Source organism: Nonlabens marinus S1-08 (genome assembly GCF_000831385.1).
Lineage (GTDB): Bacteria > Bacteroidota > Bacteroidia > Flavobacteriales > Flavobacteriaceae > Nonlabens > Nonlabens marinus.
This window is the reverse complement of record NZ_AP014548.1, coordinates 532,928-550,118: the sequence shown is the minus strand read 5'-3', so window position 1 is coordinate 550,118 and position 17,191 is coordinate 532,928. Positions and strand designations below refer to the sequence as shown.

At 39.9% G+C, this 17,191-nt stretch carries 15 protein-coding genes; 2 read left to right on the top strand and 13 right to left on the bottom strand.

Features of this window, described 5'->3' with window-relative positions:
* Positions 1 to 38 precede the first annotated feature (38 nt).
* The 11 genes from asnS to rplM all read right to left on the bottom strand — a co-directional run bounded on the left by asnS (position 39) and on the right by rplM (position 12,642).
* A complete protein-coding gene (gene asnS / locus NMS_RS02515) occupies positions 39 to 1,487 on the bottom strand; it encodes an asparagine--tRNA ligase (RefSeq protein WP_041495239.1) in 1,449 nt (482 codons plus the stop codon).
* Between the two features lie 143 nt (positions 1,488 to 1,630).
* Positions 1,631 to 4,021 (bottom strand): efflux RND transporter permease subunit, encoded by a 2,391-nt coding sequence (locus tag NMS_RS02510; RefSeq protein WP_041495238.1) that lies wholly within the window; start codon positions 4,019 to 4,021, stop codon positions 1,631 to 1,633.
* A gap of 83 nt (positions 4,022 to 4,104) precedes the next feature.
* The gene (locus tag NMS_RS02505) at positions 4,105 to 6,294 is read right to left on the bottom strand and encodes a DUF5686 family protein (protein WP_041495236.1); all 2,190 of its coding nucleotides are present in this window, start codon (positions 6,292 to 6,294) and stop codon (positions 4,105 to 4,107) included.
* A 141-nt stretch (positions 6,295 to 6,435) separates the two neighbouring features.
* Positions 6,436 to 6,990: a ribosome recycling factor gene (gene frr, locus NMS_RS02500; RefSeq protein ID WP_041495234.1), complete on the bottom strand. Its 555-nt coding sequence runs from the start codon at positions 6,988 to 6,990 to the stop codon at positions 6,436 to 6,438.
* Between the two features lie 46 nt (positions 6,991 to 7,036).
* Positions 7,037 to 7,744 (bottom strand): UMP kinase, encoded by a 708-nt coding sequence (gene pyrH / locus NMS_RS02495; protein ID WP_041495233.1) that lies wholly within the window; start codon positions 7,742 to 7,744, stop codon positions 7,037 to 7,039.
* Between the two features lie 63 nt (positions 7,745 to 7,807).
* Positions 7,808 to 8,731 (bottom strand): hypothetical protein, encoded by a 924-nt coding sequence (locus tag NMS_RS02490; protein ID WP_041495232.1) that lies wholly within the window; start codon positions 8,729 to 8,731, stop codon positions 7,808 to 7,810.
* Between the two features lie 45 nt (positions 8,732 to 8,776).
* On the bottom strand, positions 8,777 to 9,685 hold the full coding sequence (locus tag NMS_RS13375) for a hypothetical protein (RefSeq protein ID WP_052476661.1): 909 nt from the start codon (positions 9,683 to 9,685) through the stop codon (positions 8,777 to 8,779).
* Positions 9,686 to 9,833: 148 nt separating this feature from the next.
* Positions 9,834 to 10,796, bottom strand: a complete 963-nt coding sequence (gene tsf / locus NMS_RS02480; RefSeq protein ID WP_041495231.1) for a translation elongation factor Ts — start codon at positions 10,794 to 10,796, stop codon at positions 9,834 to 9,836.
* Positions 10,797 to 10,832: 36 nt separating this feature from the next.
* Complete coding sequence (rpsB, locus tag NMS_RS02475; protein WP_041495229.1) at positions 10,833 to 11,615, bottom strand: 30S ribosomal protein S2; 783 nt, start codon at positions 11,613 to 11,615, stop codon at positions 10,833 to 10,835.
* Positions 11,616 to 11,796: 181 nt separating this feature from the next.
* Complete coding sequence (gene rpsI, locus NMS_RS02470) at positions 11,797 to 12,183, bottom strand: 30S ribosomal protein S9 (RefSeq protein ID WP_041495228.1); 387 nt, start codon at positions 12,181 to 12,183, stop codon at positions 11,797 to 11,799.
* A gap of 3 nt (positions 12,184 to 12,186) precedes the next feature.
* Positions 12,187 to 12,642 carry a 50S ribosomal protein L13 gene (rplM, locus tag NMS_RS02465; protein ID WP_041495227.1) on the bottom strand — a complete coding sequence of 152 codons (456 nt, stop codon included), beginning with the start codon at positions 12,640 to 12,642 and terminating at the stop codon, positions 12,187 to 12,189.
* Between the two features lie 191 nt (positions 12,643 to 12,833).
* Here rplM and NMS_RS02460 point away from each other — a divergent pair, with 191 nt between their 5' ends.
* Positions 12,834 to 13,655, top strand: coding sequence for a hypothetical protein (locus NMS_RS02460; RefSeq protein WP_052476659.1), 822 nt, complete (start codon positions 12,834 to 12,836; stop codon positions 13,653 to 13,655).
* Position 13,656: 1 nt separating this feature from the next.
* Complete coding sequence (locus NMS_RS02455) at positions 13,657 to 14,274, top strand: deoxynucleoside kinase (protein ID WP_041495226.1); 618 nt, start codon at positions 13,657 to 13,659, stop codon at positions 14,272 to 14,274.
* 560 nt (positions 14,275 to 14,834) lie between these two features.
* Here NMS_RS02455 and NMS_RS02445 read toward each other — a convergent pair.
* On the bottom strand, positions 14,835 to 15,857 hold the full coding sequence (locus tag NMS_RS02445) for an App1 family protein (protein ID WP_041497396.1): 1,023 nt from the start codon (positions 15,855 to 15,857) through the stop codon (positions 14,835 to 14,837).
* A 17-nt stretch (positions 15,858 to 15,874) separates the two neighbouring features.
* Entirely contained in the window at positions 15,875 to 17,143 is a 1,269-nt protein-coding gene (locus tag NMS_RS02440) for an MgtC/SapB family protein (protein WP_052476657.1), read from the bottom strand.
* Between the last annotated feature and the right edge of the window lie 48 nt (positions 17,144 to 17,191).

The window sequence follows — 17,191 nt, the reverse complement described above, 5'->3', positions numbered from 1 at the left end:
ATCGACAGGCTATTTCTATTTGAACTTAATGCCGTTTATTAAAAGGCAGCATTCCCAGGAGTGCGAGGGAACGGAATCACATCTCTAATATTGGTCATACCGGTAACAAACAAAACCAATCGCTCAAATCCTAAACCGAAACCACTGTGAGTGACGCTACCAAATTTGCGCATTTCTAGATACCACCATAATTCCTCTTCAGGAATTCCCATGGTTTCCATTTTTTGCTTCAAGACGTCGTAACGTTCTTCCCTTTGGGAACCACCTACAATCTCGCCTATTCCAGGGAACAAAATATCCATGGCACGAACAGTCTCACGTCCTTCTTTGTCTTTTTCATTCAAGCGCATGTAAAATGCCTTGATTTTAGCTGGGTAATCAAACAAAATTACTGGACATTTAAAATGCTTTTCAACTAGAAAACGCTCATGCTCAGACTGAAGGTCAGCGCCCCATTCTTCAATGATATAATTAAATTTCTTCTTTTTATTAGGTTTGGAAGACTTCAAGATTTCGATAGCTTCTGTATAAGAAACACGTTTGAAATGGTTCTTAAGTACAAACTCCAACTTCTCCTTGAGTGGCATGGGACTGCGATCTGCTTCAGGCTTAGACTTTTCTTCTTGTTGTAGGCGGTTTTCTAAGAACTCGATGTCCTCCGCACAATTTTTCATGGCATAGGCGATGACATCCTTGATAAAATCTTCTGCAAGATCCATGTTGTCCTGCAAGTCATTGAAAGCAACCTCTGGTTCAATCATCCAGAACTCTGCTAGGTGTCGAGAGGTGTTTGAATTTTCCGCTCTAAAGGTGGGGCCAAAGGTATATACCTGACCTAATCCCATCGCATAGGTTTCAGCTTCCAACTGTCCAGAAACGGTCAAGTTAGATTCTTTACCAAAAAAGTCTTGCTTATAATCTACGCTACCATCTTCATTTAATGGCATGTTTTTAGGATCTAGCGTGCTAACTCTGAACATCTCTCCTGCACCTTCTGCATCACTACCAGTTAGGATAGGTGTGTGCGCTTGGTAGAAACCTTTTTCTTGAAAATAGCGATGTACCGCAAATGACAACGCAGCTCTTACTCGCATAACTGCACCGAAAGTATTGGTGCGAACTCTCAAATGCGCTTGCTCACGCAAGGTTTCAAGGTTGTGTCTTTTAGGCGAAAGCACGGTTTTCTTGACGTCTTCAGGATCTGCAGGAGCCAGAACTTTCACTTTGCTAGCCTGGAGTTCTACTCGCTGGCCGCTTCCTTCGCTTTCTACAAGTGTTCCAGTCACAGCAACCGCAGCGGCAATATTAATCTGGTCTAGCAGTTCACGTTCAAAATTTTCAGGCTCAATCACACATTGCAGATTCCCTAGACAGGAACCATCATTCAAGGCAATAAAGCGGTCATTTCTAAAACTGCGCACCCAACCTCTAACGGTAATTTCGTGTAATGATGGGTCCGATTGGAGCAGTGCTGCTATTCTTTTCATTTGTCTTTCATTCTGTAGCCGACAAATATAAATTTTATGAAGTCTAAATTCAATGTTGTCACCTTTAAATGCAGTAAAAGATAGACGTTAGGGTGCAGGGTAAGGGTGGGAATTTCGCTTTCGCGAAAGCGAGCTCTCCCTCATTATTCTTCCTCGTACAGATCTTTTGCAATTATCGGAATAGCGGGTTGTTTTATGGTTTCCTTGTTTGCGATCTGGCGCTCCAATGAAAGTAACATGCTAGGAAGTAGTAATAGATTAGCAAGCATCGCAAAAAGCAATGTGGCACTTACCAGGGCACCCAGCGCTACGGTACCTCCAAAACTAGAAATAGTGAATGTACTGAAACCAAAGAAAAGCACGATCGAGGTGTAGAACATACTAACGCCAGTTTCTCTAAGGGCACCGTAAACAGATCGCTTGATTTTCCAGTCATTAGCGATAAGTTCCTGTCGGTATTTTGCTAAAAAATGGATGGTGTCATCCACGGAAATTCCAAAAGCAATGGAAAACACTAAAATGGTCGAGGGTTTGATAGGAACGCCTATGTAACCCATAAGTCCCGCTGTTATTAAGAGTGGTAATAAATTGGGCACTAGAGATACCAGTATCATTTTGAAGGATTTGAACATCCAGGCCATAAATAGCGCTATCAAAATTATGGCAAGAGATAAAGAGATGATCAAGTTATTGATCAAATAGTTGGTTCCTTTTTGAAATACCAAAGCTTTTCCTGTCACAAGCGTATCATATTTCTCTGCCGGGAATATGGTATTGATTTCTGCAATTAAATTTTCTTCGACCCGTTCCATGCGGTCGGTACCCATGTCTTTCATAAAGGTAGTCACACGTGCGTAACGACCGGTACTGTCAACATAGCTGGACATGAGGCCTATATCAGAGCCGCTTCCTTCCATAAGCGGCGCCATGAACATGCGCTCGTTGCTGGTAGGCAGGTCATAAAATTCTGGATCACCACCGTAAAAAGCTTGTTTAGAATATTTGACAAGACTGACAACAGACAAGGGTCGAGAAAGCTCTGGGGTTTCTAGGATGTGTTCTTCTAGTTTGTCTAGTTTTTTTAGGTTTTTAGAACTTGTGACACCTTCTTTTTTCTTGGTATCAATTACAATCTCTACAGGCATAATACCATCAAAGCTATCTTCAAAGAACTTGATGTCTTTATAGAATTGCTGTCCCTTAGGCATGTCTTCAATCAAACTTCCAGAAACGCGTATTTGATAAATACCGATCATACTTATGATCAAAACGATGACACTGCTGATGTATATAGAGATCCTGTGGTTCCGCACCATCGCTTCCATCCAGTCGACAAAAGCGCCAATCCATCTCTTTCTTAAATGTTCTAGGTGACGTTTCTTAGGGATGGCTAAGTAGCTGTAGATGATTGGAATAACCATCAAACTGATGAGGAAAATACAAACAATACAAATCGACGCAACGATTCCGAATTCTTTTAAGAGGGTACTTTCCGTAAAAATAAACGTGGCAAAACCACTGGCAGTGGTGAGATTTGTCATCAATGTGGCATTACCTACTTTAGTAATGACACGTTGTAATGACTTTGCCTGGTTCCCATGTTTCTTTATTTCTTGCTGGTATTTATTAATCAGGAAAATACAGTTGGGGATTCCTATGACAATAATCAAGGGCGGAATTAGTGCTGTAAGTACGGTAATTTCAAATTGCAATAGACCTAGTATACCAAAAGCCCACATCACACCTATGACAACTGTCACGATCGAAATGAAGGTGGCTCGCCATGACCTAAAAAAGAAAAAGAAGATTCCAGAAGTGATTAAGAGTGCTGCAAGCAGAAAAACGCCAATTTCGTCTACAATATTCTGAGCATTCAGGGTACGTATGTACGGCATTCCTGAAATCTTGATGTCAAGATCTGCCTGCTGGGCGTAGCGCTCTATCAACGGATTCAAATCTTCTAAAACAAATTCTTTACGAGCTACCGTGTTGACAATGTCTTTCTTCAAGTAAACTGCGGTTCGCAGGACACTGTCTTTTTCAGAAAAAATGAGATTCTTATAAAAAGGCAGATTACTGTAAAGCTTTTGCTTAAGTGAGTCCAACTGGCGGTTAGAACTAAGCCTTCCTTTGACGAGCTGTTCGATTTCAAACTTTGTCCCATCCTCAGATTTGACAAGCTCTGGTAAATTTGCGGTAGATAAAACTAGGTCTACCTCAGGAAAGGTAGCGATGCTATCAGAGAGTTCATTCCAGGCATTTAGCTTTTCATAGGTATCCAATTGGACATCCTCAATTCCTAAAATGATCAGGTTTCCTTCCTCTCCAAATTGCTGTAAGAATTGATTGTATTCTAGGTTTACTGGGTGATCGTCTGGCAGTAAATTAGCCTCAGTATGGGTGAATTGCAGGTTTTTCCATTGGGTAGACAGTCCTATGGTTACCAGTAGTACGGCAATGAGAATAGTGATGCGGTTGCGCAGAATAAGCCTTGCGACTTTATCCCAAAAATTAAAGCTGAATAACTTAAGCATAGGCGTGATAGCAGTATGCAAAGGTAAGACTTAAAGAAATGAGACTATAATTAGCTCCGTAAGACTTCACCGGGTATAAAGCCTTACAACTCTAGGTAAAAAGTAAATTTTATGGAGATGTTATCCTCTAAATTGGGCAAGTGGTATGCTCCATAGCGATAGGCAGCGCTTAATCCAAACCCATAGAAAAGTTGATTGAGCTCAAAACCACTTTCTAGATATCCATGTTCCAAAGTTTGAAAGTCCACGTTGATATGCTGTTGCTTGTCAGTTAAATCTCCAATCGCATACCTTGATATTAAAACCAGTTCTGGCTGCAGGAATGAGGCGATTTTGAAAGGAGCAAACTCATGCTTGATCTGGCCTACGGCAATTTTATCAGAAAAGAATTCATTGAAATACATAGTCTCAAAGCTGCGTCTTCCTGCTACTGAAAACCGTTGAAAGATACCGTCTTTGTTTGGGGCGTTTGGATAGGCATGAAATAAATGAGTTAAAGGGACCTCGCCGCTGGCATAATGACCTTCAATAGAAAGTTCAGTAGTAGACTTATTTGCCTGTGCAATCGTATAGGCAGCTTTGGCAGACACTTTAATGTAATTAAAATCACTTTCTAAAACATCATTAAAACCTTTAGTGAATTGACCACTTAAGACTGGATACCCTTTGACAGTTTCTTCATAGCCAGCTGGTGTTCTCATGAAATCGCTGTAGGGACTCCAGCGTGCTCCTACTTTTAACTCCGTTAAGGTGTAACTATTAAAAGGGGTGTCCGACGGTTGATAGGTGTACCTGGTGGTTTGATCTATTTGCTTTCGCGAAAGCGAAACTTCACTCAATACACTAGGAAACAACCGCTGCTGTAATGACAATCCATATTCTCGATACAGGTAAAATGTTGGGATGTTTACCAAACGAGGTTCAAATAGAGAATAAACGCGAGCATCAGTTAAAAAGGTTTCTGCAGCAAACTCATTGATGTCGTCTGTTCTGTAGATGCTTAACCAAGTATTGTTTTCCTTACTCAATCGATATCCCGCATTGACATTGTATTTAAAGGCATCGTCTTTAGTTCCATAGGCCACGTACCCGCCAAATCGCCAGTCCTCAAATAGTTTTCCGTTAGTTGTACCGCCTATTCCTAGGCGAAAGGCCTCATAGTTATTGTATTTGATTAAGTACTTGAGATCAATGTCGAAGAAACCAACAGGATAATATCCTACTTTAAATTTGTCTAGGGTTTCTAATTTTTTTGTGACGTTTGTGGCAACTACAATACTGTCAATCTCTTTATAGGACGCAAATTCATCATCTGTATTGTTAGCTAGATCGCGATAGGAATCCCAATAGTTTACCGGTTTATTGATGGCTTCTTCAGTCACCTCTTTAAATAACCCCCTACGGCCGAAGGACTGTTCCAGCTTATTGTTCAAGTCAAAGTTAATCGCCTTGAGAAATACGTAAAGATCTTCTTGATTTTCTTTTCTCTTGTTATCATTTTCAGTTCCTACTTGCAACCTGGCGCCGAAAAGTTCCAATTCTTTTTTGTCTTTCTCCTTTTTGATGGATAAAAATCGCTCTGTATTGAACCAGAGCCCCAAATCCTCTCTATAGATAAAATTATGTACTGCTTGAACGTTCAAATCACCTGTATTCAAGTAGACTGCACGCGCAATAGCCTTAGTTTCCTGATCTATATATAAACTACCTTGTAGGGCAGATGGGTGACCTTCCTTGAGAGGTTGAAAGTCTAGTCTATAAACAGAGCGACCGTCAATAACAGTATCCTGTTTACTTGCGTAAAAGTAGTTGCGCAATCCCTTCTCGCTAACAGGATTTATAAACTCCCTATCAAAAATGATGTAGGGTTTGCGATAGGCACTTACTGATTGAAAATTGATGTTATAAATAGGGTAGACGGGCTCGTTGAAACCTGGCATGTCAGCTCCAGTGATTTGCTCTTTTAGGCCGTACTCGTCGGTATATAGATAAGTGGAAGTTTTTTCAGCAAAGAAAAATTGGGTTTGCTTAATGGTTTTGCGCAGTTCTGTTTTTTTATAACCCGGACCTGTAATTGCTTCCGGATCTCCGGTAATTTTTAAGTTTTCATAGCTCTTATATTGAAATTCGCTTAGAGCTTGCTCGAGGTCGTTGCCGGTGGATCTTTCAATTACTTCTTTCATCAACAATAGGTCTGTTGGAGATGGAGTGCTTTCTTGAGCTGCTATGGTAAGTGTAGAGAAAAAAGCAATCAGGATCAGAAAGTACTTCATGAAAGAAGGTTCAATTAAAGGTGTTTGTAAAATTAAAGAAAGCGATTTGATACAAGCCGCTTGCTATGAATATATTGTGAGGTTTTCCATCAAAAAAGCCAGCAGAAAGCTGGCTTTTAAATGATTCTTATGCGTTGAAGATCAAACGGTCATAATTTCCTTTTCTTTTACTGCAAGCATCCCATCTACTTTCTCAATAAATTTGTCTGTGAGTGCTTGTACATCAGCCTCTGCATTTTTAAGTAAGTCTTCAGATATATCCAGCTTCTTCAATTCGTTCATCGCATTTTTACGATCATTTCGAATTCCGATTTTAGCATCTTCTCCTTCAGATTTGGCTTGTTTTGCCAATTGTAAACGACGTTCTTCAGTCAACACAGGAACGTTAATGATCACACTCTCCCCATTATTCATAGGGTTCAAGCCTAGATTAGCAATCATAATTCCTTTTTCAATTTCAGGAATCAATCCTTTTTCCCAAGGCTGTACAGTAATCGTACGTGCGTCTGGTGTGTTGACATTTGCTACTCGCGTTAATGGTGTTTGACTACCGTAGTAATCTACCATAACGCCACCCAGCATGGATGGACTTGCTTTCCCAGCGCGGATGTTCAATAAGGATTTTTCTAAATGTTTGATCGCATTGCCCATGTCTTCTTGGGCACTGTCTAGAACAAAATCTACTTCTTCATTCATGATGTGGTCTTTCTTTTAGTATGAAATGGCAATTTGCTTGCCAATTTTATATTTGTACCTTAGTCCCTATTGCCTCTCCACCTATTAATTTCAATAAGTTTCCTGGAGTGTTCATGTCAAACACGATAATAGGTAATTCGTTTTCTTGACTCAATGTAAAGGCCGTGGTGTCCATGACCTTTAGACCTTTGCGCAAGACATCTTCAAAAGATATGAAGTCAAACTTAGTCGCACTACTGTCTTTTTCAGGGTCTGCGGTGTAGATACCATCCACACGAGTTCCTTTTAATATAACATCTGCTTCAATTTCAATGGCTCTTAAAACTGCAGCACTGTCTGTAGTGAAATAAGGATTCCCAGTTCCTCCTCCAAATATAACTACACGACCTTTTTCCAAATGACGCATTGCTTTTCTACGTATAAAAGGCTCTGCTACTTCATTGATTTGGATGGCTGTTTGAAGTCTGGTAGGGATTCCAGCATCTTCACAAGCACTTTGTAGGGCAAGACCGTTGATGACCGTTGCTAACATTCCCATATGGTCACCTTGAACGCGATCCATCCCGTTGCTAGCTCCCGCAACACCTCTGAAAATATTACCACCACCTATAACTATTGCTACCTGGACTCCCTGATCCACTACTTGTTTGATCTCCTTAGCATAGTCTGCCAGTCTTTCAGGATCAATCCCGTATTGTCGGTCACCCATAAGGGCTTCTCCAGAAAGTTTAAGAAGTATGCGGTTGTATTTCATAGTAATGTCGTGTGTCCTGCAAATATAAATTAATAGAAGAGAATCATTTGTTAGGAATCTAAGTCATTTTTTCAATGTCAACTTGTAAAGCTGCCCCTTGCTCGTGGCTTCATCTTCCCCTAATTTTATGTTCACTGCCTCGCTGGTGAGATAATACACTTCTTGATCCCCACGGTTTCCAAAGTAAGTAATAGCCTCCACTTGAGCTCCGTTTACAATAGGTAATGCAATGCGATCGGTTAATTTCAATTTCCCTTCAGTCACAGATATTACTGCTATAAAAGGCTCTAAGCTACTATTGTAGCCACACAATACGATGCGATCTTTATTATTAAAGGCAGCGCCTGTTATTAATCCTTGAACATCGAATTGTTGGAATCGTTCTAGTTTTTGGTTTTTCAGTTTCTCGTTAATACGGTAAACGTCTGTAGTAAAATTGACCCAGTCTTTAGAAAATAAAAGTAACTCTCCATTGAGATATACTATGGCTTCTCCATCATAGGAGTGGTTTTGGTTTTTCCTTTTAAATTCTGTTTGAGCAGTGTATGATAATTGAATCAGGTCTGGTTCAACCTTAGGATTGGTAACTTTTGAAACTGGAATTTTGTAGATCTTCAAGTCGGTTCTGTTACCGTAATTATTTCCTATGTCTGCGATAAAAAGAGAACTGTTTCCAATAGCCATATCTTCCCAGTCCACATTTTTCATATTGGTAAATGTGGTGCTACCTTCAATTATGCCAGTGGTATTCAAAAAATAAACTGTGGGTGTGTCGTCGCTATCGTTATGCGTCAGTAGTTGATTGTTGTGTCGCTCAAGACCAGAAGTCTCCGTTATTTTTAGATCTAAATCACTTATTATTTCAAATGATTGCAGTAGGCTTGAATTTTGTGATTTAGACGTGCTTTTTGTCGCACAGCCTGTAAGTATAATGACAGTAAGGAAGGTTAAAATGATATTTCTGCCGGGCAGATATTTTGTATTCATGACATTGAATATTTTGGTGAAGTTCGCTTTCGCGAAAGCGAACTTTTAATCATTCCATCGCAATTCATATAAGGCTGCGGGAAACTCTATTTGCTGGCCTGCAATGGTTCTGGTAAATTTCTCGCTGGTCAAGTAATAAACAGGTACGCCATCAACTGTTTTGAAATATGCAATACCTTCTATTTGTGAGCCGCTACCTAGCATACCACTTATATCCACCTTGCGATCTACCGTTGGAACTCCATCTTTTAAAACTAAGCGTGCTACAAATGGAGCCAGCGTTGGGCTATATCCACAAAGGATAATTTCTCCATTAGGATTAGTGGTGGCGCCAGTGACTAATCCACCTATATTCAAGCTATTTATAGGTGCTACAGGATATGTACCTTCTACGTTTTCAAACTGGTAGACCTGAGTGTTTAATTGCAACCAGTCTTTTGTGAAAATATAAATCTGGCCATTAATAACCACCATTGCCTCTGCATCATAACTGGTTTGATTGTATTGACTGTTCCCGAAATCAGTTTGATTGCTAAAGGAGAAAGAAATGGTTTCTGCAGTGGCATTAGTGTTTATCAAATTAGATAGAGCTACCTTGAAAATGCGTAGGTCAGTTCTATTTCCTAGATTATTTCCTATATCTGCTATATAAATGAATTTATCGTCTACAGCGGTATCTTCCCAGTCTTTGACACGAATGTTTGAGTATGTTATAGTATTTGCAATGCTTCCGTCTGTGTTGAGCTCTAACAAATCTGCTAGACCTGCCATATCACTATGTGTATAAAGCTTTTCATCGATGGTAATGACACCTGATGATTCCGTTAGGCTACTGTCTAAAGGCGCAATACTTTTGATCTCAAAAACCGGTTCAGGCTCTTTATCACCATTGGAATTACCGTTGGAATCACAACTGGCAACCAATAATAAAACAAGTAGTAAACGGTAAATCATACTGCAAGATAATTTAAGGAATTTATAGGCTTGTTAATTATTGATCAAAGGTGGATAAGGGATTTGCTGTTTCATTTTTAAACGCCGCATAAAAAAAGCCCTTTTCCAAGGAAAGGAAAAGGGCTTTGTAATTTGTATCCGGTTGTACTTAAGCGATAGAAACTCTTTTGAATCCTACCACATCAGCACCTTTAGAATCTACATATTGTGCTACTGTTTTCTTGTCGTCCATAATAAAGTCTTGGTCAAGCAATGCTTGTTCTTTATCAAGAGAAACGTTGTCAGAAATGAAACGCTCTAATTTACCTGGAATGATTTTATCCCAGATAGCTTCTGGTTTCCCTTCTGCTTTTAGTTCTGCTTCATAGTTTGCTTTAGCTTCTGCAAGAGCGGCATCAGTAACTTGTGATCTAGAGATGAATAAAGGAATGTTCTTAAGCGGCTTGCCTAAACGTCCTCTTTCAATATTGTCTTTCTCGATAGCTGCAATTCGAGCTTCAGTTTCAGACTTTACGAATTCAGGATCAAAATCTTTATAAGACAAAGTAGTGGCTCCCATAGAAGCTACTTGCATGCTTACCGATTTTGCTACTTCTTCTTTATTGTCGCTTTCAGAACTCAACCCGGTTAAAGCACCGATTTTTCCACCGTGTACATAGGCACCTACGAAAGGAGCTTCAAATACTTCAAAGCCACCGATTTCCAATTTTTCACCTATAACACCAGTTTGTTCGATTAGCTTTTCGCCTACGGTCATCCCGTCAAGGTCAGCTTCTAGAACTTCTTCTTTTGTATTGTAGTTAAAAGCTACTTCAGCAACTTTATTAGCTAGTTCTACATAAGAATCATTTTTTGCAACAAAGTCAGTCTCACAATTCAATGATAATAGAATACCTCTGGTATTTTCATCATTGATTTTTGCTACAACTACACCTTCAGATGAGTCGCGGTCTGCTCTCTTAGCGGCAACTTTCTGTCCTTTTTTTCTTAGGATGTCGATTGCTTTATCAAAATCACCATCTGCTTCTACAAGGGCCTTCTTACAGTCCATCATACCAGCACCGGTCGTATTTCTAAGTTTACCTACTTCAGCGGCGGTTATTTTTGCCATTTTGTACGTTTTAATTCTGTTTTATCAGAGTTATTGTTATTCTTCCTCTTCAGATGAAGCTACAGCCTTCTTGGCTTTTTTAGCTTTCTTCTCTTTCTTTTCCTTTGGTTGGTCATCGCCAGCCTCAGTCTTGCGCTCTTCTAAACCTTCTTTCACAGCATTAGTTGCTGCTTTAACGATGATCTCGATAGACTTAGATGCATCATCATTAGATGGGATCACATAATCGATATCACGTGGATTAGCGTTGGTATCTACCATTGCAAAAATTGGAATACCCAATTTCAATGCTTCAGCAACAGCGATGTGCTCACGTACCGTATCAACGATAAATAGGGCTGCAGGCATACGAGTCATTTCAGAAATAGAACCTAAATTCTTCTCTAATTTTGCACGCATACGGTCTACTTGTAAACGTTCTTTCTTAGAAAGAGTTTCGTAGCGACCATCTTTTTTCATACGGTCAACTGTAGCCATCTTCTTAACTGCCTTACGGATAGTTACGAAGTTGGTCAACATTCCACCTGGCCATCTTTCAGTTATGTAAGGCATACCAGCGTCACCAGCTAGGTCAGCAACGATGTCTTTTGCTTGCTTTTTAGTAGCAACAAAAAGAATCTTACGTCCAGATGCTGCGATCTTGCGCAATGCATCTTTAGCCTCGTCTAGCTTTGCAGTAGTCTTGTAAAGGTTGATAATGTGGATGCCGTTACGCTCCATGTAGATGTACGGCGCCATGTTTGGGTCCCATTTACGGGTAAGGTGTCCGAAGTGTACACCTGCGTCAAGTAAGTCCTTGACTTCGATTGTATTTGCCATTGTTAAATAGTTTACGTTCTGTCAGATAGCAATGGATAAGTGGTCGTTCCACGATGGAAGTTGCCTCACCCATTTAGATGCTAAACTAGCACTCGACGGCAATCGAGTTGACAGCAAATTAAAATAATAAATAAAGAACAAATCCCGCTTGAGAATCTCAAACGGGAAAGTGTATGTTGTATTAACGCTTGGAGAATTGGAATTTCTTTCTCGCTTTCTTTTGACCAAATTTCTTACGCTCCACCATTCTAGGGTCACGAGTCATAAGACCTTCTGGTTTAAGTGCTGCTCTGTTTTCCTCATCAAGAGCAACTAACGCTCTAGAGATCGCAAGGCGTATAGCTTCCGCCTGTCCAGTGATACCACCACCAAATACATTTACTCTTACATCAAATGCATCTACATTTTCAGTAAGCATAAAAGCTTGCTTCACTTTATACTGCAAAGTACCTGTTGTAAAGTACTGGTCTAAAGGTTTGTTGTTGATTGTAATATCGCCTTTACCTTCAGTCATGTAGATACGGGCTACGGCAGTCTTTCTTCTACCTATTTTGTGTAATGTCTCCATAGGTTACTTTACCTCGTTAAGATTAATAGTTTTAGGTTGTTGAGCTCCTTGCTCATGCTCAGTACCTGCATATACTTTAAGATTGCGGTAAATAGCAGCTCCTAATTTATTTTTAGGAAGCATTCCTTTTACAGCGTTTTCTACAACGCGCGCTGGATCTTTAGAGTACAATTCTCTTGCGGTAAGACTACGTTGTCCACCTGGATAACCCGTGTGGCGTATGTAACTTTTATCGTCCCATTTGTTACCGCTCAATTCAACTCCTGCAGCATTAATGATGATGACATTGTCACCACAGTCCACGTGTGGAGTGTAGTTTGTCTTGTATTTACCTCTCAAGAACTTTGCAGCTATAGAAGCCATACGGCCTAATGGCTGTCCAGCAGCATCTATCAGTACCCATTCTTTGTTTACTGTAGCGCTATTCGCTGATACGGTTTTGTAACTTAAAGTATTCACTGTGAAATAGTTTTAATTTCTTGTACGACTTTACTAACTAAAATCGGGCTGCAAATGTACTATTAAAAATTTGATTGACAAGCAGTAGTAAATAATTTTACACAGTTTATTTACAATGCCGGGTGCGCTCAGACTTCATAGAAGTCGTATTTTTAATGCGTTGCGGTGGCCGTTGCAAATATAGCTATATAATGAAGTTGTTTCTTACCTTGTTTTTATGTTGTTTTTTTTTCGCTTTCGCGAAAGCGCAATCACCACAAATTCCAACTTACATTGAGTTACCGCTAGGTGTTGACCAATTCTACGGTGTGGATGATTTTAACAATCTCTATTACGGTAAAAAGAATGTGATCTATAAACGTCCAATGCATGTCAACTCAAACACTGGAGCACAACAGTTTTATGATGTTCAATTGGGTGACTTGACCAGTGTAGATCTAATTAACCCGTTGCGTATTTTGTTATTTTATAAGGACACACAAACTGTCGTCTTATTAGATAATCGTTTGAATGAAAGTTTAAGGATTTCCTTAAGTGAATTACAACCTTATCGCTATTTTGAGCATTCCTCACTTGCAGGAGAACGTCGCTTGTGGTTATATAATCAAGATCAGCAACGATTAGAGTTGGTGGATTATGTGCAGAACAAACTTATCGTGAGTTCGCCTATCATAAAGGATAAAGTATCTCATTTCACTTCAGACTATAATTATTGTTTTTTAATCACTGATGAAAGCGTCCTAGTATTCAACTCTTATGCGAGTAGGACTTCAAAATTAGATAGGGCAGGAATCCAGTTAGCAGATTATGACTTTGAACAATTAGTAGTCTGGCAAGATGATCAACTAAAATCATATGCTTTTACCAGTGAATATCAATTGGAGTCCATCTCAAATTCCTGGGATGTACCTGAGCAAGTGACGACAGAATCTTTTTACCTAAAGAATGGAAAACTCTATATTTACGCCCTCAATCGCGTAAGCGTATTTACAGCTAACCAGAACAAGAACTAACATGCATATTGCCGTTGCAGGAAACATAGGAGCAGGAAAAACTACATTAACTCAAATGCTTGCCAAACATTATAAATGGACTCCTCAATATGAGGATGTTTTAGAAAACCCGTACCTGGAAGATTTCTATACAGATATGGAACGCTGGTCCTTCAATTTGCAGGTTTATTTCTTGAATAGCAGGTTCAGACAAGTATTGGAAATACGGGAGAGCGGTAAAAAGATTATTCAAGACCGCACGATTTATGAGGATGCGAGCATTTTTGCTCCCAACTTACACGCTATGGGACTCTTATCTCAACGTGACTTTGATAATTACAGCAGCCTTTTTGATTTGATGGAAAAACTGGTGGGGGCTCCAGATTTGTTGATCTATTTACGCAGTTCTATTCCTAATCTTGTGAATCAAATTCACAAACGAGGTAGGGATTACGAGAACACGATTTCTATCGATTATTTGAGCCGATTGAACGAGCGCTATGAAGCATGGATTCACGGGTACGATAAAGGAAATCTTCTTATTATTGATGTGGACAACATCGACTTTGTAAATAATCCTGAGGATATGGGAGAAATCATCAATAAGATTGATGCGGAGATGACTGGTTTGTTTGCTTAGAGTTAGAAATATAAAGTACAGTCTTAAATAGTGTCCCCAGCTAATGTTTCTTTTATTTTAGTAGGGAAACTCAATTCTTTTGTTTGACATAAGATTAGTTCTATTTCATATTAGCTTGACAACATATAAAGCATAATAAAATAAAGTGCCGGTAAAAATCCAACAGCAGTCAACAGTACTTTTTTCGTAAGGCTATACTTTATGTTTGACCAAATTATTAAAGGTACGATGAATGATAAAGCAATAGCCAGGTAGGTTAGTCCCTTAGATATTAAGGTGCCGTATTCATGAATGTAGCTATTTTGAGAAAACCGGAAGGTTTCAAACCGTCCTTTCAAAATTATATATTGAGCCAAGAGACAGTAAATCCCTACCAATATAATTATTGGGGACAGGTTAAAATCCCACCTTTTATTTTCGTGAGTTAGCATTTAGAATTTTTTAGTGACTGGTTAAATCTAATAGTCAAACTTATAAAAAAATGGTTTCTATAGAATGTCTTAAAGAGCGCTAAACCACTTCTGTTTGACATAACACCACATATATCCCAGCCTATTCTTCTAAACAATCCATCCCATTTCCCGCGCATGCTTGATCGCCTCGCTGGATTCCTTAACCAATAATACAGGACAAACTTCAAAAGCATCTGCCATTTCTTTGATGGCGGCCATTTTTTTGGTGTGATTGACAGCCCTAATGTAGATGGCTTTTATGCGCTCAGGATATTCAGTAGCCCCGTTAGTATAGTATGTGGTATCATGCTCACCTGCGTCACCTATCAGGATGAACTGTTGGTCTGGATAATGTTTAAGAATATTGATCAACTCATGTTCCTTATGTGGTCTTTCTTTCTTTGGGGTGCGATTCCAGGGTGTCGGGAAATCTCTCAAAAGTATCGGTCCACGTGGGAAACCGTGAAAATCTACAAATTTTTCAAGATAATGGTAGAGGTTCCAGGGGCTGTTGCTCAAGTAGAACATTGGGTTTTGATCCTTGCCAGAGGCTCCACGATGCAGTAATTGGTAGAAATTCGCAGCGTCTTTGAACGGCGTACGTTTGTCAAAATTCTTGAAGAAGGTGTTGAAGGCTACTCGCAATTTTAAGAAACTAGTGACTCCCGTCTTCATGATGGTGTCGTCAATATCGCTGACGACTCCATAGGCAGCCGTGCTAGGAGGTACTAGAGTCTCACCAGTGAACTTATTTAAGGAAATTCTTTGTTGGGATTTCGCTTTCGCGAAAGCGGAATTTTCCTCATCAAAAGAAATAGTGATAGGCACATAACCTTCCTCGTCTGCAAGATCCTGCAAGTTAGTCTCTGTAGTTATGTCAAAAAGAAAGTAACCCTCACGGTCTGTTATTGTCTCGAAGTGATTGCCATTTGACAAGGTCAAACGTACAGGGATTTCTCGTATCTCATCTGTTTTAAAAGCGCGCCAGGCGTTCCTGATGGTATGGTAAAAAGATTGTTGCTCGTACAATTTTAAGGGCTGATCCTCTAACGCTCTACCGCGCACATAAAGACGGTTCTCGCCGCTATAGGTTCTGAAAACGTCTAGGATCCAAGGGTCGCGGTTGAACATGTGTAGGTGGGTTTTGCTTAACCACTTAGTTGCCAAGATTGCGGCCAAAGCCAAATAATCAATAGTCCAGCAACTATGGTTATTCCAAAGGTAATGACAATCCATCTAGCAAGGGTTTTACCACCTATGGTAACTGCCATAATTCCCTTAAAAAGCATATTGGATAAACCAGCCAAAATAATTAGTTGCCAGCCCAGTGATGTTTCTAACGACCCTTTTTTCATAAGCTGGGACAGTGATAGCGTGATGGCATCAACATCTGTCAAGCCACTCACTACCGAGACGACGTATAAGGCGTCGTTACCTAATTCAGTCTTTGCAAAAGCAACTGCTAGAAGAATGAGGCCGTAAAGTAGACCAAAAGTAAGTGCGCTTTTGAACTGCGCTGGATTTTTGGGCTCGGGAATTTCTTCATCTGATTTATTTCTCTTTATCAAAATAAATACTACAACTGATAGGATGACCATGACCATTGCAACGACTGCAATAGGCAATACGATGGATCCCAGCTGCTCTGGCGCCACAATACCAATCTCAACTATAATACGCCCAAAGGAAACCGCAGATGCTGTGAGTATGACAAATGCTGCTAGTGACCCGACTTTGTTTGATTGCTTAGCCATGCGAGAGTAGCTAACTGTGGTTGCTGTGCTGCTTATAAGTCCACCTAGGATCCCATTGGAAATGACACCTGCATTCTTACCTATGACCTTATAAAGAAAATAACCCACAACACTGATGCCTACAATCAATACGACAATCAGCCAGATGTCATGGGGGTTAAGGACATCGTATGGACCATACGTCTGGTCTGGTAGAACGGGAAGTATAATGAGCGAAATTGCAGAAAATGTCATGATGGCACGCACATCTTTATCTTCTAGGTCAATGATCCAAGAATGTAACCTACTTTTTAAGTACAGCAAAAATGCAACACCACCACCTACGATGACACCTATCCATTGATTGCCCACAACCAGATAAGCTCCTATAGCATACATGAGTAGTGCAGCAACCTCAGTACTTAGACCCGGATCGCGATCTCCCGATTTTGATTTTATAAAAGTGCTTGAAACCATGAGGGCGGTAAGCCCAATACCAACCACGGGTAGCACCCACACATTACCAGACTCTCTTTCAATGAGTGCCAGTACCGTTCCCAATATCGTTATAAGGCTGTATGTGCGTACACCAGCCATTTTTTTCTCATCTCGCTGTCGCTGGAAGCCGACCAAGAAACCTAATCCCAGCGCGATACCTAAGGTGTATAAGTCAGAATATTCCAATACTATTTTTACTTAAAAGTTTTTTAGGAGAGTTAAATCTGTCTCCCA

Coding starts and splice junctions, on each gene's coding strand:
- NMS_RS02445 (WP_041497396.1), bottom strand. CDS start 15,857: ATGTTCAACCGCGACCCTTGGATCCTAGACGTTTTCAGAACCTATAGC.
- NMS_RS02490 (WP_041495232.1), bottom strand. CDS start 8,731: ATGAATACAAAATATCTGCCCGGCAGAAATATCATTTTAACCTTCCTT.
- tsf (WP_041495231.1), bottom strand. CDS start 10,796: ATGGCAAAAATAACCGCCGCTGAAGTAGGTAAACTTAGAAATACGACC.
- asnS (WP_041495239.1), bottom strand. CDS start 1,487: ATGAAAAGAATAGCAGCACTGCTCCAATCGGACCCATCATTACACGAA.
- frr (WP_041495234.1), bottom strand. CDS start 6,990: ATGAATGAAGAAGTAGATTTTGTTCTAGACAGTGCCCAAGAAGACATG.
- NMS_RS02510 (WP_041495238.1), bottom strand. CDS start 4,021: ATGCTTAAGTTATTCAGCTTTAATTTTTGGGATAAAGTCGCAAGGCTT.
- rpsB (WP_041495229.1), bottom strand. CDS start 11,615: ATGGCAAATACAATCGAAGTCAAGGACTTACTTGACGCAGGTGTACAC.
- NMS_RS02505 (WP_041495236.1), bottom strand. CDS start 6,294: ATGAAGTACTTTCTGATCCTGATTGCTTTTTTCTCTACACTTACCATA.
- pyrH (WP_041495233.1), bottom strand. CDS start 7,744: ATGAAATACAACCGCATACTTCTTAAACTTTCTGGAGAAGCCCTTATG.
- NMS_RS02455 (WP_041495226.1), top strand. CDS start 13,657: ATGCATATTGCCGTTGCAGGAAACATAGGAGCAGGAAAAACTACATTA.
- NMS_RS02460 (WP_052476659.1), top strand. CDS start 12,834: ATGAAGTTGTTTCTTACCTTGTTTTTATGTTGTTTTTTTTTCGCTTTC.
- rpsI (WP_041495228.1), bottom strand. CDS start 12,183: ATGGAGACATTACACAAAATAGGTAGAAGAAAGACTGCCGTAGCCCGT.
- NMS_RS13375 (WP_052476661.1), bottom strand. CDS start 9,685: ATGATTTACCGTTTACTACTTGTTTTATTATTGGTTGCCAGTTGTGAT.